We start from the raw sequence: 25630 nt of genomic DNA, 5'->3' as shown, positions 1-25630 counted from the left end.
GATCCATTGAAAACAACAACAAGAAAGTAGAGGAAATCGACATGCTCGAAGGTCTGATGCAGAAGGCGCCGCTGCTGATCAGCGGCATCCTCAGCCACGCCGCCGCGGCCCACGGCGATACCGAGATCGTCTCGCGGCTGGTCGACGAGCCGTTGTGGCGCTACGACTACCGCGGTCTGGCGCGCCGCGCCGCGCAGGCCGCCTCCCTGCTGCAGCGTCTGGGCGTCTCGGCCGGCGACCGGGTGTCGTCGCTGGCCTGGAACACCCATCGCCACTACGAGCTGTTCTTCGCCGTGCCGGGCATCGGCGCGGTGCTGCACACCGCCAACCCGCGGCTGTCCGACGAGCAGATCGCCTTCACCCTCAACCATGCCGAAAGCAGCGTGCTGCTGTTCGACCGCAGCTTCGCGCCGCTGGTCGCCCGTCTGCGCCCGCAGTTGCCGCATATCCGCCACTTCATCGTGCTATCCGACCGCGACTGCCCGGAAAACCAGGCGCCCAGCTACGAGGCGCTGATCGGCGCGGAACAACCCATCGACTGGCCGAGCTTCGACGAGAACGCCGGCGCGGTGCTCTGCTACACCTCGGGCACCACCGGCGATCCCAAGGGCGTGCTGTACAGCCATCGTTCGGTGGTGCTGCACGCCTTGGCCGCAGGCCTCAGCGGCGCCTTCGGCCTGTCGGCCTTCGACTGCGTGATGCCGTGCTCCTCGCTGTACCACGGCACCGCCTGGGGCCTGCCGTTCGCCGCGGCGATCAACGGCTGCAAGTTCGTCCTGCCCTGCGACAAGATGGACGGCCGCAGCCTGCAGGAGCTGATCAGGAACGAAGGCGTGACCTTCTCCGGCGGCGTGCCGACCATCTGGACCATGTACCTCGATCATCTGGAGCGCAGCGGCGAGGACGCCGGCACGCTCGAGCGCCTGGTGATCGGCGGCTCGGCGGTGCCGCGGGCGATGGCCGAGAAATTCCAGGGCAAGTACGGGGTGACCATCCGCCAGCTGTGGGGGATGACCGAGACCAGCCCGCTCGGGGTGATTTCGACGCCGACGCCGAAACTGACCGCGCGCGGCCAGCAGGCCACCGACGAGGTGATCTGGACCCGCCAGGGCCGTCTGCAGTTCGGCATCGAGCTGAAGATCGTCTGCGAGGATGGCTTCGAGCTGCCGCGCGACGGGGTGACGCCGGGCAAGCTGCTGGTGCGCGGGCCGTGGACGGTCGAGCGCTACTTCCGCAGCGAGAAGAGCGCGCTGGACGCTGACGGCTGGTTCGACACCGGCGATATCGCCACTCTGGACGCCGACGGTTTCATGCGCATCACCGACCGCAGCAAGGACGTGATCAAGTCCGGCGGCGAGTGGGTCAGCTCGATCGACATCGAGAACGTCGCGGTGGCCTGCCCGGGGGTGAAGATCGCCGCGGTGGTCGGCGTGTTCCATCCCAAGTGGGAGGAGCGCCCGCTGCTGGTGATCGAGCCGCACGACGATGCCGAGGTGTGCGTGAAGCGCGTGCTGGCCCATCTGGAGCCGCATATCGTCAAGTGGTGGATGCCCGACGCGGTGGTCATTGACCGCGTGCCGCTGACCGCCACCGGCAAGATCGACAAGAAGGTGCTGCGCGAGCGTTACCGCGATCATCTGCTCGCCGGGCTGCACGCGGAGGGCCGCGGATGAGTGGCGACGGCCCCCGCCAGGGGCCGCTGGCCGGCCTGCGCGTGCTGGAGTTCGCCGGCATCGGTCCCGGTCCGCACTGCGCCATGCTGCTCGCCGACATGGGCGCCGACGTGGTGCGCATCGAGCGCGCGGGCGGCAACGGCTGGTCCAACCCGGTGGCCGACCGCGGCCGCCAGGTGCTGGAGCTGGACATCCGCAGCGCGGCCGGGCGCGCGCGCTGCCTGGAGCTGGCCGAAAAAGCCGACGTACTGATCGAAGGCTTTCGCCCCGGGGTGATGGAACGCCTGGGCCTGGGGCCGGACGAGCTGCGCGAACTCAATCCGCGGCTGGTCTACGGGCGGATGACCGGCTGGGGCCAGGACGGCCCGCTGGCCCGCGCCGCCGGCCACGACATCAACTACATCGCCCTGACCGGCGCGCTGGCCGCCATCGGCGGGCGCTCGGGTACGGCGATCCCGCCGCTCAACCTGGTCGGCGACTTCGGCGGCGGTTCGCTGTTCCTGGCCTTCGGCATCCTCGCCGCGCTGCTCGAGCGCGAGCGTTCGGGGCAGGGCCAGGTGGTCGACGCCGCCATCGTCGACGGGGTGTCCTCGCTGATGAGCTTCTTCGCTGGCGGCAGCCTGTCGATGCAGCGCGAGCGCAACCTGCTCGGCGGCGCGGCGCCGCACTACCGCTGCTACACCTGCGCCGACGGCCGCGAGATCGCCATCGGCCCGCTGGAGCCGCAGTTCTACCGCGAACTGCTGGAACGCATCGAGGCTCCCGCTCATCTGTATGCCGGCTGCGCCGACCCGGCCGACTGGGCGGCGCAGGTCGAGTGCCTGGCCGAACTGTTCGCCCGCCGCACGCGGGACCAGTGGTGCGCGCTGCTGGAAGGAACCGACGCCTGCTTTGCGCCGGTGCTCACGCTCGACGAGGCGCCGCAGCACCCACACCTGCAGGCGCGTGGCGTGTACCGGGAGGTCAACGGGCAGTTGCAGGTGGCGCCGGCGCCGCGTCTGTCGCGCACGCCCGGACAGGCGCGACCCTCGGTCAGGCTGGCGGCGGATGCGTTGCTGTGGGACGAGCGCAGCGGGGAGGGCAGGGCGGTAACGCGGTAACCGCGACGGGTTACACGGCCAAATCCACAGGTGTTACCGGGACATTACAGCGTAACGGCGCCTGGGGCGCCCGGTAACGGAAAAGCCGCTTTTTTGCCGTTGTGCAGCTTGGAAATTTTTCTAAGCCATTGATTTTAAAGGATTTTAAAAAGATGGCACGCAGCCTGCATTATTTTTCGCATAACAAAAACAAGAACACTGCATCACAAAATAAAAACAACACGTAGCGACTCCAACACAACAAAAACAACAGGGTGGAGGCGAAGCAAACCGATTCTTTTGGAGAGGAGTTGCCCGCGAGGGTTCTCCATCGACCGGACCGAGAACGATAAAACTGCCCCGAGGCAGCGGCCAATACCGGTTGAACCCGCAAGCGTGCGGCAATGTCAGCGTCCAAAAGAATATGCTTGCTGTTCAGGTCCCGTCCTGGGACTACCAACCGGACCCCTGGTCCGGGCGGGCTGCCAACAAAAACAACAAGCCTGTCAGCACAACAAAAACAAAGCACGACCTACTGAAGGGGGAGCCAATGGCTCCCCCTTTTGCTTTTCGGCTTCTCGTCTGGCACGGGGCGGCGTTGCGGCCGATGCTCGTGGCCGGCGGGGGCCGCTGCCGACCTCCCGCCGCTGTTTCGGAGTGCCGCGCCGACTGGCGCAGCAGCTATTTCGCCGCCTTCACCTCCACCGCCAGTTGCGAGTCCTCGCGAATCACCACCTGTTGGTTGAGATATTCGGGCTTGATCTCGACATCCGGGCGCACCTGGAAGGTATGACTGCTGCCGTCGGGAAAACGCAGGGTGGCGGTGTGGGCGGCCTTGTCGATGGCCTCGACCACGGCGACTATCTCCTGGGTGCTGGCGGCCAGCAGGCCCGGTTTGCTGCCGGCCGGTGGGGTCACCATCATGGATGAGCCTTCCTGCGTGGCCTTACCCTTCTCGCGCAGGTAGATGGCCCTTTCCACCCTGAGGGTGGCCGTCACCTTGTCGCCGACCTCCAGTTCCGAGTAGTTGCGCATCTCTGGCGGCGCCTCCACGGTGCGTCGGTTGCCATCCCGATCCTGCAGGGTGAAGGTACGCGCGGCGGGATCGAGGGCGACCACCCTCGCCTCGACTCTGTCCTCGTCGATGATGATCCCGCCCGGAACGCCCGGGACGACGCCGGAGGCGTGACTGACCGTGCCGGTCAGGGGTTCGTCTTCGGGCTGGCTGGCGCAGGCACTGAGCAGGACGATGCCGATCAGCAGGGGAAGTTTGCGAATCACGGACATTGGGCTCTCCTTGAGACTCCTGTGCGCGCGTTCTTGCGCACTCCTTCTGCAGCTTAGTTGCTGTTTTGCAAGGCAACATGGGGAAAGCAGGGGCCAATTGCATCGGCATGGGCGCCGTCCAGCGGGCCCGCCGAGTCCCCCCGAATCCGGCGACAGCCCGCTCGGCGTGCCGTCGTCCTGCCTTCGCCCGGCGTTGTGCGGCAGACCTCCGGGCCGCGCTGCTGCGCAGGTCCCGCAGCCGCACGCGCCCAGCGCAGCTTCAGCCATAGGCGATCACGGCGGCCGGCCGCTTCCTGCCCTTGCGCGCGTTGATCAGCGGTACGCACTGCCGGTCGTCCCGGTAGATCACCTCGCACTCGTAGCACTGGATGCACTCGCGGTAGTTGATCCGCCCGTCCGGCTCGATCGCGCCGATGCCGCAGCGGCGCGTACAGAGCTGGCACGGGCTGCCGCATTCGCTGCGCCGTGGCAGCCAGCGCAGCAGGTGGAAGTGGCCCAGCACCGCGAAACAGGCGCCGAGCGGGCAGAGGTAGCGGCAGAAGAACTTGTGCACGAACAATCCGGCGAGCAGCAGGGCCGAGGCATACAGCACGAACGGCCACTCGCGCACGAAGCCGAGGGTGATCGCGGTCTTGAACGGTTCCACCTCGGCGGCGCGCTCGGCGCTACCGATCGACCAGAAGCTGACCGCCACCAGCCCGGCCAGGATCAGGTACTTGAGCGCCCACAGCCGGCGGTGCAGGCGGAACGGGATGCGCCGCTGGCGAATCTTCAGTACCCGGGCCAGATCCGCCGCCATCTCTTGCAGCACGCCGAACGGACACAACCAGCCGCAGAAGTAGCCGCGTCCCCAGAGCACCAGCGTCAGCAGTACGTAGCACCAGAGGATGAAGATCACCGGATCGAGCAACAGCACGGAGGCGCTGGCATCGCCACCGACCACCTGCAGGATGGTGAAGACATTGGTGATCGACAGCTGCCCCTGGGTGATGTAGCCGATGAAGATCAGCGTGTAGAGCAGGTATCCCCAGCGGATCAGCCGGAAGCGGCGGGCGTCCTGGGTGACCCAGCGGTGTCCGAAGATGATGGCCGTCAGAATCCCCAGGCCCAGTAGCAGCACCGCGATGCGGCCGAGATGCTGCTGCCAGATCTTCAACCACAGCGGGGCCTCCGGCTCGGCGTGGTCCACCTCGATGCTGAACAGGCGTTCGGGCAGGCGGTAATCCTGACCGAAGCGGCGGATCTCGTCGGCCCGCAGATACCCTTGCGGGCGGTTGACCACCAGCGACAGCTTCCAGCTCGACGCCGGATCGAAGCCGGCGCCGGCCTTGACGCGGAACAGCACGAACTCCTCGAAACGCGGCATGCCGGCCTGCTGCAGCGCATCGAGTTGCTCCGGCTCCAGCGCATTGAAGAAGTCCATGTCGCGCAGCTCGATCTGCACGCCGTTCTGATCCAGCGCAAGCCGGTCGGAGGGCGTGCCGCGGGTGAAGTCCTCGCCGAGGATCGAATAGGGGCCCTGGTTCATCACCGCGATCACATGATCGCCCGGCTCCAGGCTCTCCTCCATCAGGCGCTTGTAGAGCGTCTCGCCCAGCAGGTAGCGGCCGATGGTCGGCACATTCAGATAGGCGAACTGCAGGTTGGCGAACAGCGGGCCCGCCTCGTAGCGAAACGGCAGGGGCGTGTCCGTGTTCGTGCCGTCGAAAGCCGTTTCCGCGACCGATTCCGGCACTTGCAGGGAGCCGATCCAGCGCTGTCCGAGCAGTTGCTGCCAGTCGGTCGTCTCGACCAGATCCTCGCGCACGCGCGCCGCCGGTTTGCGTTTGGCGATGATTCCGGTCTCCTGCGCCACCTGCAGGGCGGACTGGATGACCGTTTCGTTCAGCACCACCGCCGATATCGTGGCCTTGCTGATGCCGTCGATGTAGACGTTGCTGCCGCTGTGCTTGTCGCGCACGGTGGCGCTGGTGAGCTTGATCGGATGGCGCAGGTCCAGCCCCATGTACTGACGCGTGAACTCATGCATCGGCTCGGGCCCCAGGCCATGCAGGAAGATCGGCTCATGCTGTTCGAGTACCTGCACCCCGCGATAACGACCGTCGCGGTCGATGCCGACCAGCAGCTGGAACGGGGCGCCGGAAAAGCCGGGGAGTTGCGCATAGTCGCCGGACAGGAAGGCATAGCCGATCAGCTCGGTGACCTGATACACCGGCCACACGCGCGGATGTTCGAGCTGCGGCATGATCTCGGTCGCTTCCGGGAAGATCGCCTGAATCAGTTTCGGCAGATCCTGTTCGCCACCCTCGCTTTCGCTGGCTCCGGCGTGAGTGATGGCCAGGACCATCAGCAACAATGCCAGTAATGGCGTCCTGAGAAAGATGAGCATTCCTTTGGCCTCGTCTTGTTGTTCTGATTCGATCAATCCTGACACCACAGCGAAGTTGTGACCAAGGGTCGATAGGCCTGATCGGTCTGCTACTTTCGAGCTATTTATTTAGGGGTGGGATATTTCCGTCGTCTATCCAGAGGTGAATCCCGTGTTCGGTAGTAGGCAGTTCTAATGGCTGTAGCGGTTAATTCCGAACAGAGGCAGCGGCTGGCAGGATATGCCTGCTCATTCGGGAGGGGGGTAACTGTGGGTGCTGCGAGTTATCCATTCGATTTGACGATCGGAGGTGGTGCCGAGCACGGGTCGAGCATCGCGCCTGGGCTGGCGGGCTGGAGGCCAGGGAATGCGGGGGCGACGGCGGAGGAAGGGTGGACGTAAGTGCCGCGGAGCCCATGGGGATTTATCGGAAAAACGGAGCGTCGGAAGGTCTGGGCAGGCGCGCAGTCGCGAGCGGCCGCGGCTCGCTCCTGTATTGCATTAACGCAATGCGACGAGAAATTGAATTTGCTGAAAATGCCAATAAGCTGATTGCGATTGATGCGATCAGTCCGCGCGTTGCGATAGGCGAATAAAGGTTTTTTTAGTTGCTGGGCGTTGTTTGTTCGGATGCGGTTGATCGGGGTTTTGGGGGGCTGCCAAAAAGTAAGTTGCGGAGTTGAGTATGGCGACCAATCAATGACGGGCGAGCATGCCGAGATTGGTGTGGGCAGACAAGAAAGATTTTCTTTCGTCGCGAAAAAGAAAAACTCCTTCGCCAGTTGAATAACCTATCTGAATAGCGTCGTGCATGGTCTGTTGGCGCTGAAACGTGCTTTGGCATTCCGTCGCAAAGGCGAGTGTCAATGGCGCGGGCGATTCCGGGGGCGAGAGGACGCTCACGGACCGTCCGAGGCGGCTGCCGAGAGGGGGTGACGGTAGATCGCGAACGCCGTCCAGAACCATTGCGAGAAATGATTGCTCGCCACGATCGCAGCGACGAAAGCCAGCAGGCTACCGGTCCGGAGAGTGATCTCGGTGCCGCTGCAGCCCCTGGGCTGATGCGCCTGCCGCCCAGTACGCCTGCTGGCGGACCTTCGCGGGTTAGCGCGCCGCTTCTTCCAGCAGCCAGTCGCGGAATGCCTTCACCCTGGCCAGCTCGCCGCATTCCGGGCGGTAGACGACGTAGTAGGCCTGGGTCAGCGGGCAGTCCAGCCTGGGCTCGCCGAAGGGGCGGATCAGGCGTCCGGCCGCGAGGTCGTCCTGCACCATCACGCTGCGCGCCAGGGCCAGGCCGCGGCCATCGATGGCGGCCTGCAGCACCGCCGCGGAATTGGTGATGCTCAGCCCGCGCTGCGCGTTGATATCCGGAAACTCGGCGGCATCCAGCCAGCGCCGCCAGGTGGGGTAGTCCGGATCGCTGGCCATCGACATGTCGTGGATCAGCGTGCAGCGGCTCAACACCTCGGGCGGCAGCAGGCCGTCCACCAGCAGGGGAAAGTCCGGCGCGCACACCGGGAACATGCGTTCGTCCATCAGGTGCACGGCACTCAGCCCGGGCCACTGGCCGGCGCCATAGCGCACGCCGATGTCGATGCGTTCGACGAGGAAGTCCACCGTGCGGGCATTGGTGTCCAGCAGCACGTCCATCTGTGGGTGGGCCTGCTGGAAGCGCTCGAGGCGCGGCAGCAGCCACTTGGCCGCGAAGGCCGGACAGACGGTGATGGTCAGCCCGGCATGCACGCTGGCGTCCTTCAGCCGCGCCAGGCCGACGCTCAGCCGGTCGAAGCCCTCGCGGATGTCCGCCAGTGCCGCGCGCGCCGCCTCGGTCGGCATCAGGCGCGCTGCGCCGCTGCCGGTGCGGGTGAACAGGGCGATGCCCAGCCAGGACTCCAGGTTGCGCACCTGCTGTCCCACCGCGGCGGGGGTGACGTTCAGTTCGGCTGCCGCAGCGGAAAAGCTCTGGTGCCGGGCGGCGGCCTCGAAAGCACGCAGCGCATTGAGATAGGCGGGCGTCGTCATGGAAAGAAATTCTTTGTCGTCAGGCAAGAACATATGCATTGCGAGGGGAAGCCTGCAAACCAAGAATCGCCCCGAGGCAAGCGCGCACTCTCCCGAAGATACAGGGGCGGGGACCGGCGCAAAAGCCTTGCCGGCAAGGCTCCCTTATGGAAAGCCTCGCTGTGGCCGCTGTTGCACGCATAGTTTTTCTAACAAGGTGAGCGCCGGCGCCGGTAATGCGGCATGGCTGGCCGGCGCGATGCTGTCGGTCGCTAGCGGCGTCACCGCGGACGAATCTGCCAGGAGAAAGAACCAATGATGGACTGGAACCAATACTTCTCGAGCCTGATGGACCGTGTCGGCGAGTTCGCCAGGCTCGCCCCGGAAACCATGCAGGGCCTGAACACGATCGGCAGCGCGCCGGCCCGGCACCTGGACCCGAAAACCCATGAGCTGATCGCCTTGTCGGTAGCCGTCACCACCCGTTGCGATGGCTGCATCGCCGCCCACGTCCAGGCCGCCCTGAAACACGGTGCCACCCGCGAGGAGATCGCCGAAGCCCTGGGCGTGGCCATCGCGCTGAACGCCGGGGCGGCCCTGATCTACAGCTCCCGCGTTTTCGATGCCGTTTCGGCCTTCGACCACGCTTGAGGCATGCCGGGCGCCCTTGTCGGCGCCCGCTGCATCGCCGCCAGGCGGATGTGGGGGCAGGGAGCGCGGCGGGGCGGGCAAGGGAGCGGGGAGGAGCCATGCGGGCGAGGTAGCGGGTGTTACCGTGCCACTACGAAGTAACCCCACCTGGGGTGGGCGGTAACGAAAAAGCCGCGGTTTGGACCCGGGCAGGCAGCACGGACTCTGCTCAAGTCATTGATTTTAAAGGATTTTAAAAAGTTGGCACGGCGAATGCTTTATCTGCGGCACAACAAAAACAAGAACACTGCACCACAGAATAAAAACAAGACGTAACGACTCCAACACAACAAAAACAACAGGGTGGAGGCGCAGCAAACCGATTCTTTTGGAGAGGAGTTGCCCGACTGCGGCATCCCCGACCGGACCGAGAACCATAAAACTGCCTCGAGGCAGCGGCCAGCACCGGTTGAACCCGTCAGGGTAGCGGCAATATCAGCGTCCAAAGGAATCCGTTTGTTCTTGATGTCCCGGCTTGGGACTGCCCCGGACCAGCGGTCCGGCTGGGCTGCCAACAAGAACAACAGGCCCGCACGTACAACAAGAACAAAGCACGACCGATTTGAAGGGGGAGCCAATGGCTCCCCCTTGTGCTTTCAGCGGGAGCGTTTTCGCCCCTCCCAAAACCTCCGCCCCGCGCCATGCCTGCCATCCCGGCGCAGGCGGTCGAGCATCCGCTCACAGCCATTCCCGCTCCGTCTCTTCCTGGTCACCCCACGGATGGTAACGCCAAGCCGTATCGACGACCGCTCAGCTCGGTTTGGGACCCAAGATCACCTGAGGATGAGGCTCGTCCATGGGTGCCGACGGTTCCGCCGGCTCGGTGATGACACTGAAGTCGGTCACCTCGATGGCACCGCGCCCGTAGCCCAGCAGGTGGAAGGAGAAGGCCTTGCGCGGCTCGAGGTTGTAGAAGCTGAAGTCCATTTCCAGCGGTCGTTCGGGGGTCACCAGCATCCTTTCCGGGATGTCCAGCGGGACATCCTGCTCGAACTCCTTGGCCTTGAGCAGGATGTAGGCATTCTGTCTGGGGTCCACCGAGCGCACGGTCAGGCGCACGCGGGTCAGGGTGCCCTTGGGCAGCTCCAGGTACTGGGCGCCGATCAGGTTGTCCGTCCAGTCGTTCTTGGCCTTCCTGTTGAGCCGGATGACGGTCGGGCTGCCGAACTGATAGAGCTGGTTCAGCGAGGTACGCAGCAACGAGTGATCGAGTTCGCCGGCCCTTGCCGTCATCTGGCGTGCGCGCCGGCCGCCATACTGGCCGAGGAAGGCCGCCCGCTCGGCGATGAAGCCCTCGCTGGCGTAATAGCGGCAGCGCTGCTGGACGTCGCATTCGGTCAGGGTGCCCCGGCCATCGTGGTAGCGCAGCTTGCCGTTGGTGTACGACATGATTTCCCGGCCCTGCGCGTAGTCGCGAAACAGCGAGCGACCGCTGAGGGTCCTGGGCACCGGAAAGCCGAAGTAGTCGAGTACCGAAGCGCTCAGGTCCAGGTGCCCGTAGACCCCGGACTTCAGCCTGGGCAACTGCGCCTGCTCGGGGACCAGCACCAGGTTGAAGCCCCATGCCGAGGCCAGGCGCACGCCGTCGATGCCATGGGACTCGTCGGAGGTGATGATGACCAGGGTGTCCTTCAATACGCCCGAGCGCTCCAGTTCGGCCAGAAAATCCCCCAGGGCATCGTCCAGATAGGCCACCGCCGCCTGCTTGAGGCTGTCATGGCGCTGCAGGTATTCGTCCGGCGCGGAATAGGGCTGGTGGGTGCCGACCGTCAGCAGGGTGAGCATCCAGGGCTGCTTCTTCTGGCGCAGCTGGGCGATGTAGTCCAGCGCACCTTCGAAGAAGGACTTGTCATCCTTGCCCCACTGAAAATCCAGGTAGGAAGGCTTCTTGAACCACTCCAGGCCGCGGGTGGTCTGGAAACCGATGTGCGGCATGATCCGGTCCTTGGCCATGAACCTCAGATCGGCGCCTTGCAGGTAGTGGGTGGAGAAGCCCCGGCTGCGCAACTGGGCGGGCAGGCAGGCCCGGTTGCGCTGCTTCTGGGTGAGCATCTCGATGCCCTTGGGCGTGCCGTTGTCGAGCTTGTCGTAGTCGCCGCACAGCATCGTGTACAGGCCGCGAATGGTCTGGTGGTTATGCAGCACATAGTCGGGCGTGTTCATCCCCCGCTCGGCCCAGGCGCTGAGGTTAGGCATCAGGTTTTCGCGGTAGCTGCTGTTGAAGGCCGCACGGCTGACGCCGACATAGGCGCCGGGAATGCCCTCGAGGGTGACGATCAGCACGTTGCGCGCACGCCCCGGGGCTTTCAGCAGCTTGCGTCCGTTCAGGTCGAGACGGGTGAGGCCGGCCATCTGCGGGGGTGGTTCGACGACATCGCCTTCCAGCCATTCCTCCAGGCGCATCTGGGCGTTACCGATACCGGCCACCAGCCATTGGTGCGGCAGGTTGAACAGCCGCCACTGGTCGGCATCGCTGGGTCGCAGGTACTGGATGGCGCCATGCGCCACCAGCAGCGCCAGCGGGATCAACCAGGCAGCGCGAGGCAGGCGCGGAGCGGATTGCGAACGGCCGGCCCGGCGGCTGGCCAACCAGATCGCCAGGCCGGTCACCAGCGTCGCGGGAACCCACGGGTGGCTGAGGCCGCCGGCGGTGGAGTTTTCCATGAACCGTGGATCGGCCAGGTAGTGCAGATCTCCCACGTCCGGCAACCGGCTGACCGCGCTGACCAGCTCGACCGCCACCGCGGTCAGCAGGCTCCAGGTCAGCAGCACGGGCAGCGCCAGCCACCAGGGGCGGCGGTACAACAGGAGGATCAGCAGACTGGCGAGGGCCAGGTCGGAGAGATAGCCGAGGGGGTCGGACCAGCCGAGGGCAAGTCGCAGGCCCAAGGGAACCACCAGCACCAGACCGGCCAGACTGACCAGGGGCGCGAGAGGGTGCTGCAGGCAGCGATGGATGAAGTCCACGAGGAAACGTCCAACCATTGAATCGTCATACCGCTGTGCTAGATGCTAGCACCTTGCGGTCTGGTCAAATATTCATCAGCTGGCCTGCGACGGAGAAGCTGATGAGCGGCGCTCCGGAGGTTCGGCGCTCCGGCTCTGCGGGGCGGACTGGCGATGGCTGGACGCCGCTAGAGAAGCGGACAACGCAACCGACCGGGGGCAGGCTTGGCCGGGTCCGCCTAGTCCGGGCGGGGCCTGGGCGAGGCGGCTGCCTTGCCGCGGGGCTTGCGCGGCGCGTCCTTGCGGGGGGCGTTCTTGCGCGCAGCGCCCGTGCGTTTGGCCTTCCAGGCCGGCTTGCCGCGCGGCGTACCGGCCGGTGGACCGCTGATGGAGAGGCGCAGGCCGGCACAGCGCTCCACCAGCTTGCTCATCCAGCCCGACTGCTTGGCGACGAACTCCGCCAGCGGCATCTCGCCGCTCTGCACCATGTCCAGCGCCTGCTCCCAGATCGCCGTGGTGCCGGGGTCGGCGATCGGCCTGGGCACCGCGTCGATCAGGCTGAACGCCGCCGGTGTGGCGGCCAGCGCCTTGCCCTGCTTGGTCAGGTAACCGCGATCGAGCAGGCCCTGGATGATGCCCGCACGGGTCGCCTCGGTGCCGATGCCGGTGGTGTCCTTGAGCTTCTGCTTGAGACGCGGATCGTCGACCAGCTTGGCGACGTTCTTCATCGCCTTGATCAGGTCGCCCTCGGTGTAGGGTTTGGGCGGCTGGGTCTGCAGATCCTTGAGTGTCACCTCCGTCACCGCGCACTCCTGACCTTCGCGCAGGGCCGGCAGCGCCTGCGGCTCGGGCGCCTCGCGACCCTTGGTCGGGGTGAGCGCCTCGGGCAGCGCGCGGCGCCAGCCCGGCTCGACGATCACCTTGCCCACCGCGCGCAGCGCGTGGCCGGCGCAGTCGAAGTCGGCCTGGGTGCGGTCGTACTCGTGATTGGGCAGGAACTGCGCGAGATAGCGGGCGCGGATCAGGGTGAACACCGCGCGCTGCTTGCCGACCAGATTGTCCAGGCTCTTGGCGGCGGCGGTGGGGATGATGCCGTGGTGGGCGCCGACCTTGGCGTCGTTCCAGGCCCGCGAGCGGCGCTGCGCGTCGATGTATGGCTGCAATGCGCCCAGCGTGGGATCGGCCTTGGCCAGCGCGGCGAGGATCAAGGGCGCCTCGGCGTGCTGGCTGAGCGGCAGGTAGCCGCAGTCGCTGCGCGGGTAGGTGATGACCTTGTGGGTTTCGTAGAGCGCCTGGGCGATGTCGAGGGTTTCCTGGGCGCCGAGGCCGAGCTTCTTCGAGCACAGCTCCTGCAGGGTGCCGAGGTCGAACGGCAGCGGCGCCGCTTCGCGCATGCGTTCGGTCTTCAATTCCACGAGCCGCGCACTGCCGGCGCGGCGCATGGCCTCGGCGGCTTCGCGGGCCAGCTCGGGCTTGAGGCAGCGACCCTGGTCGTCGCAGGCGTCCTCGGGCGCGCGCCACTGGGCGGTGAACGGGGTGCCATCGGCCAGCAGCTGCACGTCGATGGCCCAGAACGGCATCGGCACGAACTCCGCGATGCTGCGGTCGCGGTCGACCACCAGGCGCAGGGTGGGCGTCTGCACGCGGCCCACCGACAGCACGCCCTGATAGCCGGACTGGCGGCCGAGCAGGGTGAACAGCCGGCTCATGTTCATGCCGATCAGCCAGTCGGCGCGCGAGCGGCCCAGCGCGGCGTGGTAGAGGTTGAAGGTTTCGCTGCCCGGCTTGAGCGCTTTCAGCGCCTTGCGGATCGACGCATCGTCCAGCGCGGACAGCCACAGGCGCTGGATCGGCCCGCGATAGCGGCAGTGCTCGACCAGCTCGCGGGCGATCATCTCGCCCTCGCGGTCGGCGTCGGTGGCGATCACCAGCTCGCGGCACTCGCCGAGCAGGCGCTTGACCGCCTTGAACTGGCTGGCGGTCTTCGGCTTGACCAGCATCTTCCACTGTTCGGGGACGATGGGCAGGTCGTCCAGCACCCAGCGCTTGTAGCGTGCGTCGTAGGCGTCCGGCGGTGCGGTTTCCAAGAGGTGGCCGATGCACCAGGTCACCGTCACCTCGCTGCCCAGCCAGCAGCCGTCGCCGCGCCGGCTGGCGCCGAGCACCTTGGCGATGTCCTTGGCCTGGGAGGGTTTTTCGCAGAGGAAGAGCCGCATGCTTGCCGTGATCCCGCGTGTCGATGGCGCAAGGATGCGGGCAATGCGGCGGGGCGGCAAGTTTTATCTGTATGGATGTACAGATGGTGGGCGGCGCGTCCAAGCAGGCCCGGGCCACGCGCAGTGCCGGAGTCCCGGGCCGGTCTGCGCGTGGCGGGGGCGGAGGGGGAGGGCGGCCTAGGCGACCAGTTGCGTGCTTTTCAGCAGGTCCTGGTACCAGAGGCCGGCGTCGTAGGCGAGCGTGACGATGCTCCAGTCGCGGTAGGCGGGGTCCTGGTGCAGGGCGCGCGCCACGGCCAGGGTGGCAGCGGCGGTATTGCCCATATACAGGCCGGTCTGCAGATAGAGCCAGCGCTGGGTGTCGAGCAGGTCGTCGAGGGCGACCCGGCGTATCTCGCCGACCAGCGACCAGTCGAGGAACGGCGGCGACACGCCGACCGCCATGCCTTCGCAGCGGTGATCGACGAACAGGCCGGCGCGGGCGTCGCAGCCTTGCGGCTCGACCAGCACGGTGTACAGCTCCAGGCCGCTGTCGCGCAGCGCCTGCGCCACGCCGGTGAAGCTCGCCCCGGTGCCGGCGCAGCCCACGAACAGGATGCGCTCGCCGGCGCCCTGCACGCGCAGCTGCACGGCCAGCTCCTTGCCGGTGGTGGCGCGGTGCGCCGCGATGCCCAGGGGGTTCTGGAACTGGTCGGTATAGAAGTACTGCCTGCCCAGCGCCTGCTGATGCTCCAGGTGGTAGTGCACCACCTCCTTGGGCGTGGCGCCTTCGCGCAGCATCTCCTTGCCGATCAGCCGGGCGCCGAAGCACTCCAGCAGGTCGCGCTTGGTCTGGCTGAAGCCCAGGCCCACGGCCAGCTCCACCGCCACGTCGTAGCGGTGGCAGGCGGCGAGCAGGCCGAAGCCGAAATTGCCGCCGGTCTTCTCGATGACGGTGGTGACGCCCGGCACGATCTCGCCGGCGGCGACCGCCTGGTCGACGATATGGCTGGCGGCGCGGAACTTGTGGCTGCCGCCGGGGTTGTTCATTTCCAGCTTGGTGTACAGGCGTTCGTCGCAGCGAATCAGGCGGCTCATGGGTTTCATTGCCGGGTTCCCTCCACGGCCAGGCGGGCCCGCGGCGCCTCCTGGAGAATGATGACGGTGCCGGCCAGCACGGCGCTGGCGAGCAGGGCGCAGAGCAGGTTGGTGCCGCTCCAGCCGATCCATGACAGGAGCATGGCCGGCGTCAGGGCGCCCACGGTGGCCAGCACCGAGATGCCCAGGTCGTTGACGCCCTGCAGCTGCATGGCGTTCGGATAGCCCTCCAGGCTGCGCGCCAGCAGGGCGCCGCCGCCGACGTAGGTGAAGTTCCAGCCCAGGCCCAGGACGATCAGCGCCAGGGTCATCGACTGATAGCTGTTGGAACCCAGGTTGATCAGGCTGCTCGCCAAAAGCAGCAGGAGACCCGCGCAGATCACCGTTTTCAGCCCGAGCCGGCCGATCAGCACGCCGGTGAAGAACGACGGGGCGAACATCGCCAGCACATGCCACTGGATCGCCAGGCTGACCTCGGAGAAGTGGGTGTGCAGGTGCTTCATGTGCATGGAGGCCTGGATCATCAGCAGGTTCATCAGGCAATAGCCGACCGAGGCCACCACGATCGCCAGCAGGACGACCGGACTGCGCAAGGCCTCGCCGAGCCGCCGCTTCACCGGGGCGCCGGCGTGGGCGGGCGCCGCGGCGGGTTTGCCCGCCGGCATCAAGGCACTGGTCAGCGCGGCGATTGCGGCCAGCGGCACGAAGGCGCCGTAGCAGAGGGCGAATTCCCGGAAGCCGCCGACCTCGCGCAGTGCGCTGGTGAACGCCGGGCCCAGCACGGCCGCCAGCACGCCGCCGGCCACCACCAGGGAGATCGCCTTGGGTTTCAGGACGGCCTCGAGCCCGTCGGTCGCGGCGAAACGGTTGAAGTTGGCGAAGGCGATGTAGCTGCCCAGCGCCGCATGGCTGAGGGTCAACAGCACGAAGCTGTGCCACTCGATGGCCAGGTAGCCCAGTAGCCCGGAAGCTGCGAGCGGAATGCAGCCCAGCAGGAAACCGCTGCGCCGGCCGACCACGCTCATCAGCCTGGAGGCGGGGTAGGTGACCAGCATGACGAACAGGAACTGCACGCCGTAGGGAAGGGTCGAGAGTTCCAGGCTGGGCGCCAGCGACGCGCCGACGATGGCGGCCATGGTCACCGACATGACCGCAGTGACCAGGTTGATGGACTGGGCCGTGAAGTACAGGTAGGTCCGGCCGGGCAAGCGACTGTTCATGCGTCCACCTGCTCGCGGTAGCGGGAGGTGTCGATGCGTGCCGCGACGAACTCGCAGGTCAGGCGCTCCTTGTTCTTGCCCAGCTTCTTGCGCCGCACCTGCAGCGGGCCGATGGCCTGCGGGTTCTGCACATGGGTGCCGCCGCAGGGGATGGCGATGCTGCCGTACTTCCAGATTCGCGCGTCGTAGTAGCCGGCGACTTCCTCGTTCTCGATGGCCAGCCCGCGGTCGATCAGGCGATTGGCTTCCGCCTCGATGGCCGCCACGTCCTCGGGGGTGAAGATGTCCTCGACGATGAAGTCGAAGCGCGCCGCGTCTTCCTTGATATGGCAGCCGATGGTCCACTTCTCCAGGTCCGGGCGTTGCTTGAGCACTGCGGCGTAGAGGAAGTGGCTGGCGCTGTGCGCCACGGTCAGCCGCTCGCGGCGCTGCACGTCGATGGTCACCGTGACCGGCATGCCCTCGGCCAGGGCGTCCAGCAGGGGCAGATCGTCGACATGCACCATGTGCAGGATGATGCCGCCCGACTTGCCGCCCTTGAATCCCTCGATGTTCAGTGGCGTACCGTAGAGGCGCTTGGCCCAGACGAAGCGGATGCACCCGACCGGGGTATCCAGCCAGCCCATGTCGGCCTCCTGGCCGCCGCCCTCGGGAAAGGCCACCGTGCGATCGAGTTCGATGGCTTCCGGGTGCAGGCGGACGATGCTGGCGGAGGTGCTCTTCAGGTACTGGTCAAGGTAGTAGAGCTTCTCGGTACTGCGCAGGACGTCAAGCATGGAGGTCTCCTTGGGCGAGGCGGGGGCGGGTGACTTGCAGCGCGGTCTTGACCTTGACGCGGGCACCGGCCGGGACGTCGCTGGTGATGATGCAGCCGGGGCCGATGAAGGCGTCGTCGCCGACGTGCACCTGGCCGAGCACGCTGGCGAAGGCGCCGATCTGCACGCGGTTGCCGATGCGCGGGTGGCGGCGTTCCGCCGGGTTGTTGTCGATGCCGCGCGCGCCGAGGGTGACGCCGCCGAGGATGTAGCAGTCGTCGCCGATCACGGAGGTTTCGCCGATCACGGTGCCGATACCGTGGTCGATGATGAAGCGTTCGCCGATCTCGCTCCTGAAGTGGATTTCGGCGCCGGAAACCAGTTTGCCGCGACGGCTGAGGGTGGCGGGCAGCGAGCGCTCCAGGGGCTGAGATTGCGGGTGGGGGCGATGCCGGTACAGCCAGTGGGCGATGCGGTAGTGGAGGACCGCCGCGTAGGAGGTGTAGCTGTGGGCGATGAGCGCCGGATCGCGTCCGGAGGCCGGGTCCTTGAGGGCGAAGGCGCTCAGGTCGTCGCAGGCCTGGGCGGTGACCGTGGCGAGCAGCTCGGTCTTGCCGAGCCGGGCGAACTCCTGCACCGGGCAACATTCCAGCAGGGCCGCTACGATCAGGTTCTCGACGAGCTGCCGGGTGTCCCGATCCAGCAGGAACACGGGCGGCGGTGCTTTTTGTGCGCAGTTATCCATATTCCAAACGATTCCGTAGGTGGCCAGTTGTCTGGTGTCACGTTGCTCCCGCGCCACCAGGGCCGGCGGGTGGGGTGCTGGAATCCTTGCACCGGTCGTGGAATTTATCTCGCACAGTCGACAAGGTTTTTCGCCAACTGTTAGCCTGAATTTCCTAACGGATTAGGGGCGCTTATGACTTCGGCCAGCTTCTACGAGCACTTCAAGGCCCGCCTGCTGAGCGGCGAGTGGATCGCCGGGCAGCGTCTGCCGTCGATCCGCAAGCTGGTCGCCAGCGAGCAGACCAGCTACCACGGCGTGGTCAGCGCCTACGCCCGTCTCGCCAGCGAGGGGTTGATCGAGTCGCAGCAGGGGCGCGGCTATTTCGTCAGCCAGCAGGGCCTGGCGCAGGCGCGCCGGCTGGACGGCGAGTGCCAGGTCGGCGACCCGCTGTTCCGGCTGCTGCAGGCGCGGCCGGAGGCGATCAAGCTGGGCTGCGGCTGGCTGCCGCCGGCCTGGCGCGACACCGAGCTGCTGGCGCGCGCGATCCGCCGCACCGCGCGCCTGGAGCAGCGCGCGCTGGTCGAGTACGGGGATATCCAGGGCTACCTGCCGCTGCGTCGCCAGCTGAGCATGCACGTCAAGCGGCAGACGCGGATCGACGTGCCGCCCGGGCAGATCCTCACCACCCTCGGCGCCACCCAGGCGCTGGACCTGGTGGTCAGGACCATCATCCGTCCCGGCGACCGGGTGTTCGTCGACGAGCCGGGCAACGGCAACCTGATCCGCCTGATTCGCTTGGCCGGCGGCCTGGTGGTCGGCGTACCGCGTACCGTGGAGGGGCCGGACGTGGCGTTCATGACCGGCTATCTGCGCGAGCACCGCGTGCGCGCGTTCTTCTGCAACAGCACCTGGCACAACCCCACCGGCGGCAACCTGAGTCCGCGCAATGCCTTCAGCGTGCTGCGCCTGGGCATCGAGCACGGCTTCCTGATCGTCGAGGACGACGTCTACGGCGACTTCAGCCCGAGCAGCCGGGCGACCTTCGCCGAGCTCGACAACCTCGACCACGTCATCTACATCGGCAGCTTCTCGAAGTCGCTCTCGGCGTCGCTGCGCGTCGGCTACATCGCCTGCGCGGCCGAGCTGATCGAGCCGCTGACCCGCCTCAAGCTGCTCACCACGGTCGCGGTGCCCGGCTTCTGCGAGCGCTTCGTCCACACCATCCTGGCCGACGGCACCTACCTGCGGCACATGAAGAGCGTCCAGCAGCAGCTGCTGACCCACCAGAAGCAGGCCCAGCTGGCGCTCGCCCGCTACGGCTGGGAGTTCGAGATCGCGCCGGACGGCGGCATGTTCCTCTGGGTCCGCCATCCCGAGCTGGCCGACCTCGCGCCCCTGATCGCCAGCCTGGAAAAGCGCAGCATCCTGCTGATGCCCGGCTCGGCGTTCGCCGTCGAGAACGAATTCGCCGATCGCACGCGGATCAATGTCGCGCACTTCTCCCGCGAGGTGGCGGGGCTGTTTTCCCTGGCGCGCTGAGTCTTGCGGTCGGCCGTCCCAGGTGAAGCCTGCCGCCAGCGCGCGGCGCTGCTCGCCGCCCCCCGTCGCCTCCACGCGCATCGCCGGCCCTCCAGGCGGGGATGCGCGTGGCGCTCAGCGAAACGCGCAGGATGTGCGCTGCGGAGGTCTGCGGACCGGTGGTTGCATGCGGGGCTCGTCGTCCTTCAGATGCCGTAGGCCTGGCGCAGCAGGCTCAGGGGGTGCGCCGCGGCGGCTCTGTCGTCCACGCGGTGGGCGATGTGTTCGGCGGCCCGCGGGCAGTCGCTGGTCAGGTAGGCCGGATCGACTTCGGCGACGCGGCGCTCCACCGGCCTGCCCAGCGCGCGCGCCTGCGCGTAGGTATCGCGCTTGGGTCCGTGAGTGCCGTCGTGGACGGCGCAGCGCTCGATGGCGACCACTTCGGTGCCCGGCACCAGCTCGAGGATCTCGCGGGTCTTCTGGCCGATCTTCTGCACCCGCTGGTGGCAGGCGGCATGCCAGACCACCTTGCCCAGCGGGTTGCGGAACTGGGTGTTCAGCAGACCGGCACGCCGGCGCTCCACCAGATACTCGAACGGATCGAAAAAGGCGTCGCGCACCAGCGCCACCTCGGCGTCGTCGGGGAACATCAGCGGCAGTCGCTGCTTGAACATCAGCACGCAGGAGGGCACCGCGGCGGTGAGGTCCCAGCCGTCGCGAACCATCTGGGCGAGCTGCGGGATGTTGGTCTCCTTGTACTCGCGCACGGTGTCGAGGTCGCCCAGCTCCAGGCGCGGCATGCCGCAGCAGCTTGCCCGCTCGACCAGACGGGTGGGAATGGCGTTGTGGGTGAGGATCGCCATCAGGTCGTCGACCACCGTGGGGGCGGAGTGATCGCAGGAGCAGGGGGCGAAGATGGCCAGCCGGCCGCGCGTGCGCCCGGCTGCCCAGGACAGGCCGCCGCTGCGCAGGTGCTTGAGGCGCGGGCGTGCGGTGGGCGCGTGGCAGGTTGGCAGGCGTGCTTCGGCATGCACCGCCAGGGTCCGCTCCAGCAGCTTGCGGGCGCCGGAATTGCGGCTGGCGGCGTTGACCACCGGGGCCACGCCGGGGGTGGAAGCCAGCCGGCCGACCTCGCGGGACCTGGCGAGGATCCGCGCCGCCTGCGGCGCGCCCCGCTCGCGAAAGCGCAGCGCCTTGGCGCGCAGCATCAGGTGCGGGAAGTCGAGGCTCCCCGGATGCGACGAGGTGCGCGTGCACTGGGTCTGGTGGCACAGGTCGCACAGGCGGCACTGCTCGGTAACCCTGGCGTAGTCGGCCTTGGCCACGCCGTCGACCGCCCGGGTCGGCGAGGCGTCGATCAGGTCGAACAGGGTCGAGAAGGCGTGGCACAGGCTGACGCAGCGGCGGCAGCCGTGGCAGATCTGGAACACGCGCTCCTGTTCGGCTAGCAGCGCTGCGCCGTCCCAGAACTCGGCCTGATTCTGGCCGAGCGGATGGCGAGTGGACGCTATGAGATTGCCTTTGCAATTGCTTTCGATGGGATCGGTCATGCACCCCTCCCGGGCTGTGCTGCGCGGATAGATGGCCGGGATGGCCCGTGATTGGCCGCCTGGCGGGAAGGACGTCAGGCCAGTTCGTCGAGGGCCTTCTGGAAGCGGGTGGTGTGCGAGCGCCCGGCCTTGGCCGGCGTCTCGAACCAGTCGGCGGTTTCGTCGAAGCCTTCCTTGCGGGCCATCCTCGCCATGTCCGGGTACCTTCCGGTGTACTCGTGGACTTCGCCGGCGAAGGCGGTCATCAGGTTTTGTGCGGTCTTCGATCCGTTCAACGTACTCATTACATCGCCTCGTGGCTGGGGCTGAGAGGGGAAGTGCTGGGGACGGCCTTGCGGTCGTGGCATTTCAGTGTAGTCGGCGATGACGATTTGTCGTCGCGCGATACGCAATTGACGATTCTCCGCCGGGCAGGATCGAAAATTCGTACCACACTGAGAGGGGTTCGCAACGGGCTGCCCGGGACTTGCCCGGCGTAGCCACCTCACCCTGCGCCCGCCGGGCACGACGTCCACCTCAAGCAAGGAGATCCACCATGGCTACCCCCTACATGCGACTGGACAAGAATCAGGCTGCCGTTCTGCTGGTCGACCACCAGGCCGGGTTGCTGTCGCTGGTGCGCGACATCGACCCGGACCGCTTCAAGAACAACGTGCTGGCGCTCGGCGACCTGGCCAAGTACTTCGAGTTGCCGACCATCCTCACCACCAGCTTCGAGAACGGCCCCAACGGCCCGCTGGTGCCCGAGCTCAAGGCGCAGTTCCCCGACGCGCCCTACATCGCCCGGCCGGGGCAGATCAACGCCTGGGACAACGAGGACTTCGTCAAGGCGGTCAAGGCGACCGGCCGCAAGCAATTGCTCATCGCCGGGGTGGTCACCGAGGTGTGCGTGGCCTTCCCGGCGCTGTCGGCGCTCGAGGAGGGCTTCGAGGTGTTCGTGGTCACCGACGCCTCCGGCACCTTCAACGAACTCACCCGCGACTCCGCCTGGCAGCGCATGACCGCCGCCGGCGCCCAGCTGATGACCTGGTTCGGCGTGGCCTGCGAACTGCACCGCGACTGGCGCAACGACATCGAGGGGCTGGGCACGCTGTTCTCCAACCACATTCCCGACTACCGCAACCTGATCACCAGCTACACCACGCTGACTTCAGCCAAGTGAGCCGGGTGCCCGGAGTTCGGCAAGTCCGCCGGATTCCGGGCGCCGAATATTCCTGCCGGTGCTGGCCCCCAAGTGTGGGAGATCGTGAACAGGCTCTGCACATTTCTTGCATATTTCGGATAATGTGGCGGGACTCTTACCACTGTTCATGGATGATCAAATGGCTCGTTATATACGTCATGCACTGCTTGTTGCTTTTTGTATTTGGAGTGCAACTGTTCGGGCTTTCGATATAGATATCGACTGGATGCGTCTAACTAATTCTATAGTGTTGGACGCCCCCGAGCAGGTGGTTGCTGCCATGGGTAGCAGGATCCTGCTGAAGGAAAAGGATGGCGATCCTGAGCTACCACACTATATTGCCGTGTCTGAGTATGATGGTCTTTTTTATTTGAATGTATTTCGAGATTCGCGCTACCAGCAAAGGGTGCACAAGATTGGGCCCTTGCCATTTTTTACTCGGAAAGACCTTGTCGCCTGCAATGGCGAGCGAAACTATAGCGATGCATCAAGTTGGGTGAGGGAGTTTTCAGCTGGACCGGACCTGATTGGTATCGTATTGGAATTCGATTGCAAGAGTCTGGCTGCTTGGCAGAGCAATCGGTATGTGCTGATTGATAAGCAAAATGCTGGCGAGCCTTTTCTTGCGGTTGGTCGCAGTGATAAGCCAGAGGTCATCCAGTTGCAAACCCTCAAATCGCTACCCGAGGGGCATGCCGAGCGATGGCTGAGCTTGTTGAATGAAAACCCCCAGCTTCGTCAAGAAATGCGGTGGCTGAACGGGGGCGCTCGGTTCGAGCTGATGGTGGCAGCAGAGAAGTCTGAGGAGTCGCCACTGACCCAATTGCGCCGTCTGCATACGGACGCCTTTCGGCGCAAGGGTGATGCCGCAGCTCTGGAGCCATTGAGGGAATTTCTTGTTACTCATGATTATCGTCAGATCGGCCTCGATCAGAGTGACATCCCGCGACTGCTCAACGATATCGCATATTGGCTCACTGAACTCGGCGAGCTTGCTAGGGCCAGACCACTACTGGTCGAAGTCCTGCGACGGGAGCCGCAGCGCATGCCGGCTCGGCTGAATCTGGCCGATCTGGACTGGCGCCTCCATCAGGCTGATCCGAGAGTCGCCCTTCATCTTATCCGTGCCAAGGAGCGTTACCGTGAGTATTGCTCGATGCGTTTGGCGCGTGGCTTTCAGGTCCCGGATCGCGTGGCGCAGCGTCTGCAATTGGCTACCTTGAGTAGGGAGGCGTGCGGTCCGCACTGGCCCCTGATCGATGCCGTTGAAGCAGGCGACGCGAGCCAGGTTGAAGCCCTTCTGGCACAGGGAGTGCCTGGCGAGGTGGTTGGCGATGACGGATATAGCGCCTTGCTTCTGGCCTTGAAGAAGCCTGATCTGACAATAGCGGAACTCTTGATTGCACATGGGGCCCATCTGCATGGGTTGTATCGATATCGAACGATTATCGACCATTCCCTATATCTGGACCTTGCTGATGATCCCGAGCTGAAGTCGCCTATCCGTTTGCGATTCATATTGAATGCGGGTGCATCTGTTGATGAGGTTGACTTTTATGGGAAAACCCTGCTCATGTATCACAGCGGGAAAAGGGCTGATCGTCACATCGTCACTGAACTTCTGCGCTATCCTCAAAATCTCGATTTTACAAACGACGAAGGAGAGTCGGCGCTCGAGCAGGCCATTTCTGCCGGAAATTTTCAAGTCATTGACCAGCTTGTCTCCAAAGGCGCCAATCCGAACGTGCTCTACGATGGCCGGCTGCACTGTGAAGGTCGTCTAGCTCAGTACAATGCCGTGCAGTATCTTGCTTACGCGCTCCGTCCTTGGCAAGCCAAGGACCTGGAGTATCATCGTGAAAGCTTGGAGAGCTTCGCTACATTACTTGCGCAGGTTGCCAATTTGTCACAGGGACAACGTTGCAAGATGCAAGGCCACAGCCTGCTGGTGGAATTTCTCATCCGGGCTCAGCGTGCCGACCTTATCGTCTTGCTCCGCGATTCCAAAACCCTGATGCCGGCCCTTGATCCTGCGCTAGGCGAACTTGCTCAGAAGTATCTGCTGCAGGGCTCTGAGTTGGAGCGAGACAATGCCCGAAAGGTCCTGGAGGCAGTGCAGAGTCTAGGCGTCCAGATTGGCAATGGTAACCAGTCGAATCTGAAAAAAGAGGCCTGAAAATCTGCTCAAGGATAAGCGAAATATCTGATGTCACGTAGGCAAGGAATTTTCCTTGGAGCATCAGTTTCGAGTTCGGTCTACGCAGATCCGTCCCCTGCTGGAAAGTGCACGCAAGAGGACCGGCTGTTATACGCTGCCTCTTTCATTCTCACGCGAGGAGCATCCATGGGCCAGGTCGTTGCCGCCGCCGTCTACCACAAGGGGCGGAAAGTCGCCGATATCAGCCTCGAGGAGTGCAAACGGTGGGCCGTACAGCCCGGGTACATGGTCTGGATCGGCCTGCGCGACCCCGATCGCGAGCAGCTGCAGTGCCTGCAGCAGCAGTTCAATCTGCACGAGCTGGCCATGGAGGACGCCCTCGCCCGGCATACCCGCCCCAAGCTGGAGACCTTCGGCGACGCGCTGTTCATGGTGGTCTACTCGCCGATCCGCGAGAACGGCCGGCTGACCTTCGTCGAGACCCAGCTGTTCGCCGGCAGGGGCTACGTGATCAGCGCCCGCTACGGCGAATCGGCGCCCTACTCGATGGTGCGCCAGCGCTGCGAGGCGCGGCCGCTGCTGCTCGAGCAGGGCGAGGACTTCGTGCTCTACGCGCTGCTCGCCTTCGTCATCGAGAACTACCGGCCGCTGCTGGACAGCATCTTCGAGGAACTGGAAGAGCTCGAGCAGACGGTGCTCAGCCGGCCGCTCACGCCGGACGACATCGAGTGCATCGCCAACCTGCGCCGCGACCTGGTGCGCCTGCGCAGGCAGGTCGCGCCGCTGGCGGAGATCTGCCGCGAGCTGCAGCAGCTCGACTTTCCCTTCATCGACAAGCCGATGCGCCCGTACTTCCGCGACATCGCCATCCACGTCGCCCGCCTGCAGGAGGACCTCGCCGGCCAGCGCGAGATGGCCGACCACGCCATCGAACTCGGCCTGCTGCTGGAAGCCTCGCGGCAGAGCGTGGTGCAGCGCAAGTTCGCCGCCTGGGCGGCGATCCTCGCCCTGCCCACCGCGGTGGCCGGGGTCTACGGGATGAACTTCGAGCACATGCCGGAGCTGAGCTGGCAATACGGCTACTTCGGCGTGCTCGGCCTGATCGTCCTCGGCTGCGGCGGGCTGTACGTCAACTTCAAGCGGCTGGGCTGGCTGTAGGACCGTCGGCGGCGGGCCGCTCAC

18 protein-coding genes are annotated in these 25630 nt (G+C 65.6%); 7 read left to right on the top strand and 11 right to left on the bottom strand.

Features of this window, described 5'->3' with window-relative positions; all coding sequences use genetic code 11:
- Positions 1-56: 56 nt before the first annotated feature.
- Both LMJ29_RS08505 and LMJ29_RS08500 read left to right on the top strand, forming a co-directional pair.
- A complete protein-coding gene (locus tag LMJ29_RS08505; protein ID WP_229605248.1) occupies positions 57-1673 on the top strand; it encodes a long-chain fatty acid--CoA ligase in 1617 nt (538 codons plus the stop codon).
- Positions 1670-2773, top strand: a complete 1104-nt coding sequence (locus LMJ29_RS08500) for a CaiB/BaiF CoA transferase family protein (protein ID WP_229605091.1) — start codon at positions 1670-1672, stop codon at positions 2771-2773. The genes LMJ29_RS08505 and LMJ29_RS08500 overlap by 4 nt, the downstream gene beginning before the upstream one ends.
- Before the next feature lie 660 nt (positions 2774-3433).
- Here the strand turns inward: LMJ29_RS08500 and LMJ29_RS08495 are convergent.
- From LMJ29_RS08495 to gcvA, 3 genes are all read right to left on the bottom strand, one after another.
- Positions 3434-4039: a hypothetical protein gene (locus LMJ29_RS08495; RefSeq protein ID WP_229605090.1), complete on the bottom strand. Its 606-nt coding sequence runs from the start codon at positions 4037-4039 to the stop codon at positions 3434-3436.
- Positions 4040-4298: 259 nt separating this feature from the next.
- Positions 4299-6428 (bottom strand): NosR/NirI family protein, encoded by a 2130-nt coding sequence (locus LMJ29_RS08490; RefSeq protein WP_229605089.1) that lies wholly within the window; start codon positions 6426-6428, stop codon positions 4299-4301.
- Positions 6429-7511: 1083 nt separating this feature from the next.
- On the bottom strand, positions 7512-8429 hold the full coding sequence (gene gcvA / locus LMJ29_RS08485) for a transcriptional regulator GcvA (protein WP_229605088.1): 918 nt from the start codon (positions 8427-8429) through the stop codon (positions 7512-7514).
- Positions 8430-8723: 294 nt separating this feature from the next.
- Between gcvA and LMJ29_RS08480 the strand changes: the two genes are divergently transcribed.
- Positions 8724-9059, top strand: coding sequence for a carboxymuconolactone decarboxylase family protein (locus LMJ29_RS08480; RefSeq protein ID WP_229605087.1), 336 nt, complete (start codon positions 8724-8726; stop codon positions 9057-9059).
- Between the two features lie 789 nt (positions 9060-9848).
- Here LMJ29_RS08480 and LMJ29_RS08475 read toward each other — a convergent pair.
- From LMJ29_RS08475 to LMJ29_RS08450, 6 genes are all read right to left on the bottom strand, one after another.
- Positions 9849-12065 (bottom strand): LTA synthase family protein, encoded by a 2217-nt coding sequence (locus LMJ29_RS08475; protein WP_377655510.1) that lies wholly within the window; start codon positions 12063-12065, stop codon positions 9849-9851.
- A 218-nt stretch (positions 12066-12283) separates the two neighbouring features.
- Positions 12284-14260: a DNA topoisomerase III gene (locus LMJ29_RS08470; RefSeq protein WP_229605085.1), complete on the bottom strand. Its 1977-nt coding sequence runs from the start codon at positions 14258-14260 to the stop codon at positions 12284-12286.
- A 177-nt stretch (positions 14261-14437) separates the two neighbouring features.
- Positions 14438-15337 (bottom strand): pyridoxal-phosphate dependent enzyme, encoded by a 900-nt coding sequence (locus LMJ29_RS08465; RefSeq protein WP_229605084.1) that lies wholly within the window; start codon positions 15335-15337, stop codon positions 14438-14440.
- A gap of 5 nt (positions 15338-15342) precedes the next feature.
- Entirely contained in the window at positions 15343-16557 is a 1215-nt protein-coding gene (locus tag LMJ29_RS08460) for an MFS transporter (protein ID WP_229605083.1), read from the bottom strand.
- Positions 16554-17333 carry an alanyl-tRNA editing protein gene (locus LMJ29_RS08455; protein WP_229605082.1) on the bottom strand — a complete coding sequence of 260 codons (780 nt, stop codon included), beginning with the start codon at positions 17331-17333 and terminating at the stop codon, positions 16554-16556. The genes LMJ29_RS08460 and LMJ29_RS08455 overlap by 4 nt, the downstream gene beginning before the upstream one ends.
- Positions 17326-18024 (bottom strand): serine O-acetyltransferase, encoded by a 699-nt coding sequence (locus tag LMJ29_RS08450; RefSeq protein WP_229605081.1) that lies wholly within the window; start codon positions 18022-18024, stop codon positions 17326-17328. The genes LMJ29_RS08455 and LMJ29_RS08450 overlap by 8 nt, the downstream gene beginning before the upstream one ends.
- A 207-nt stretch (positions 18025-18231) precedes the next feature.
- On the opposite strand from LMJ29_RS08450, the gene LMJ29_RS08445 reads away from it, so the two are divergent.
- Positions 18232-19578 carry an aminotransferase-like domain-containing protein gene (locus LMJ29_RS08445; RefSeq protein WP_229605080.1) on the top strand — a complete coding sequence of 449 codons (1347 nt, stop codon included), beginning with the start codon at positions 18232-18234 and terminating at the stop codon, positions 19576-19578.
- Positions 19579-19763: 185 nt separating this feature from the next.
- Here LMJ29_RS08445 and LMJ29_RS08440 read toward each other — a convergent pair whose 3' ends face one another.
- Both LMJ29_RS08440 and LMJ29_RS08435 read right to left on the bottom strand, forming a co-directional pair.
- Entirely contained in the window at positions 19764-21107 is a 1344-nt protein-coding gene (locus LMJ29_RS08440) for a heterodisulfide reductase-related iron-sulfur binding cluster (protein ID WP_229605079.1), read from the bottom strand.
- A 74-nt stretch (positions 21108-21181) separates the two neighbouring features.
- The gene (locus tag LMJ29_RS08435; RefSeq protein ID WP_229605078.1) at positions 21182-21391 is read right to left on the bottom strand and encodes a ferritin family protein; all 210 of its coding nucleotides are present in this window, start codon (positions 21389-21391) and stop codon (positions 21182-21184) included.
- Positions 21392-21642: 251 nt separating this feature from the next.
- On the opposite strand from LMJ29_RS08435, the gene ycaC reads away from it, so the two are divergent.
- From ycaC to LMJ29_RS08420, 3 genes are all read left to right on the top strand, one after another.
- Positions 21643-22269 (top strand): isochorismate family cysteine hydrolase YcaC, encoded by a 627-nt coding sequence (ycaC, locus tag LMJ29_RS08430; protein WP_229605077.1) that lies wholly within the window; start codon positions 21643-21645, stop codon positions 22267-22269.
- Positions 22270-22417: 148 nt separating this feature from the next.
- Entirely contained in the window at positions 22418-24466 is a 2049-nt protein-coding gene (locus LMJ29_RS08425; RefSeq protein ID WP_229605076.1) for an ankyrin repeat domain-containing protein, read from the top strand.
- 168 nt (positions 24467-24634) lie between these two features.
- Positions 24635-25606: a magnesium and cobalt transport protein CorA gene (locus LMJ29_RS08420; protein WP_229605075.1), complete on the top strand. Its 972-nt coding sequence runs from the start codon at positions 24635-24637 to the stop codon at positions 25604-25606.
- Positions 25607-25630 lie beyond the last annotated feature (24 nt).

This window comes from Pseudomonas oryzagri (genome assembly GCF_020831405.1).
Taxonomy (GTDB): domain Bacteria; phylum Pseudomonadota; class Gammaproteobacteria; order Pseudomonadales; family Pseudomonadaceae; genus Geopseudomonas; species Geopseudomonas oryzagri.
The sequence above is the reverse complement of the archived record's forward strand: the minus strand, read 5'-3'. Positions and strand labels throughout refer to the sequence as shown.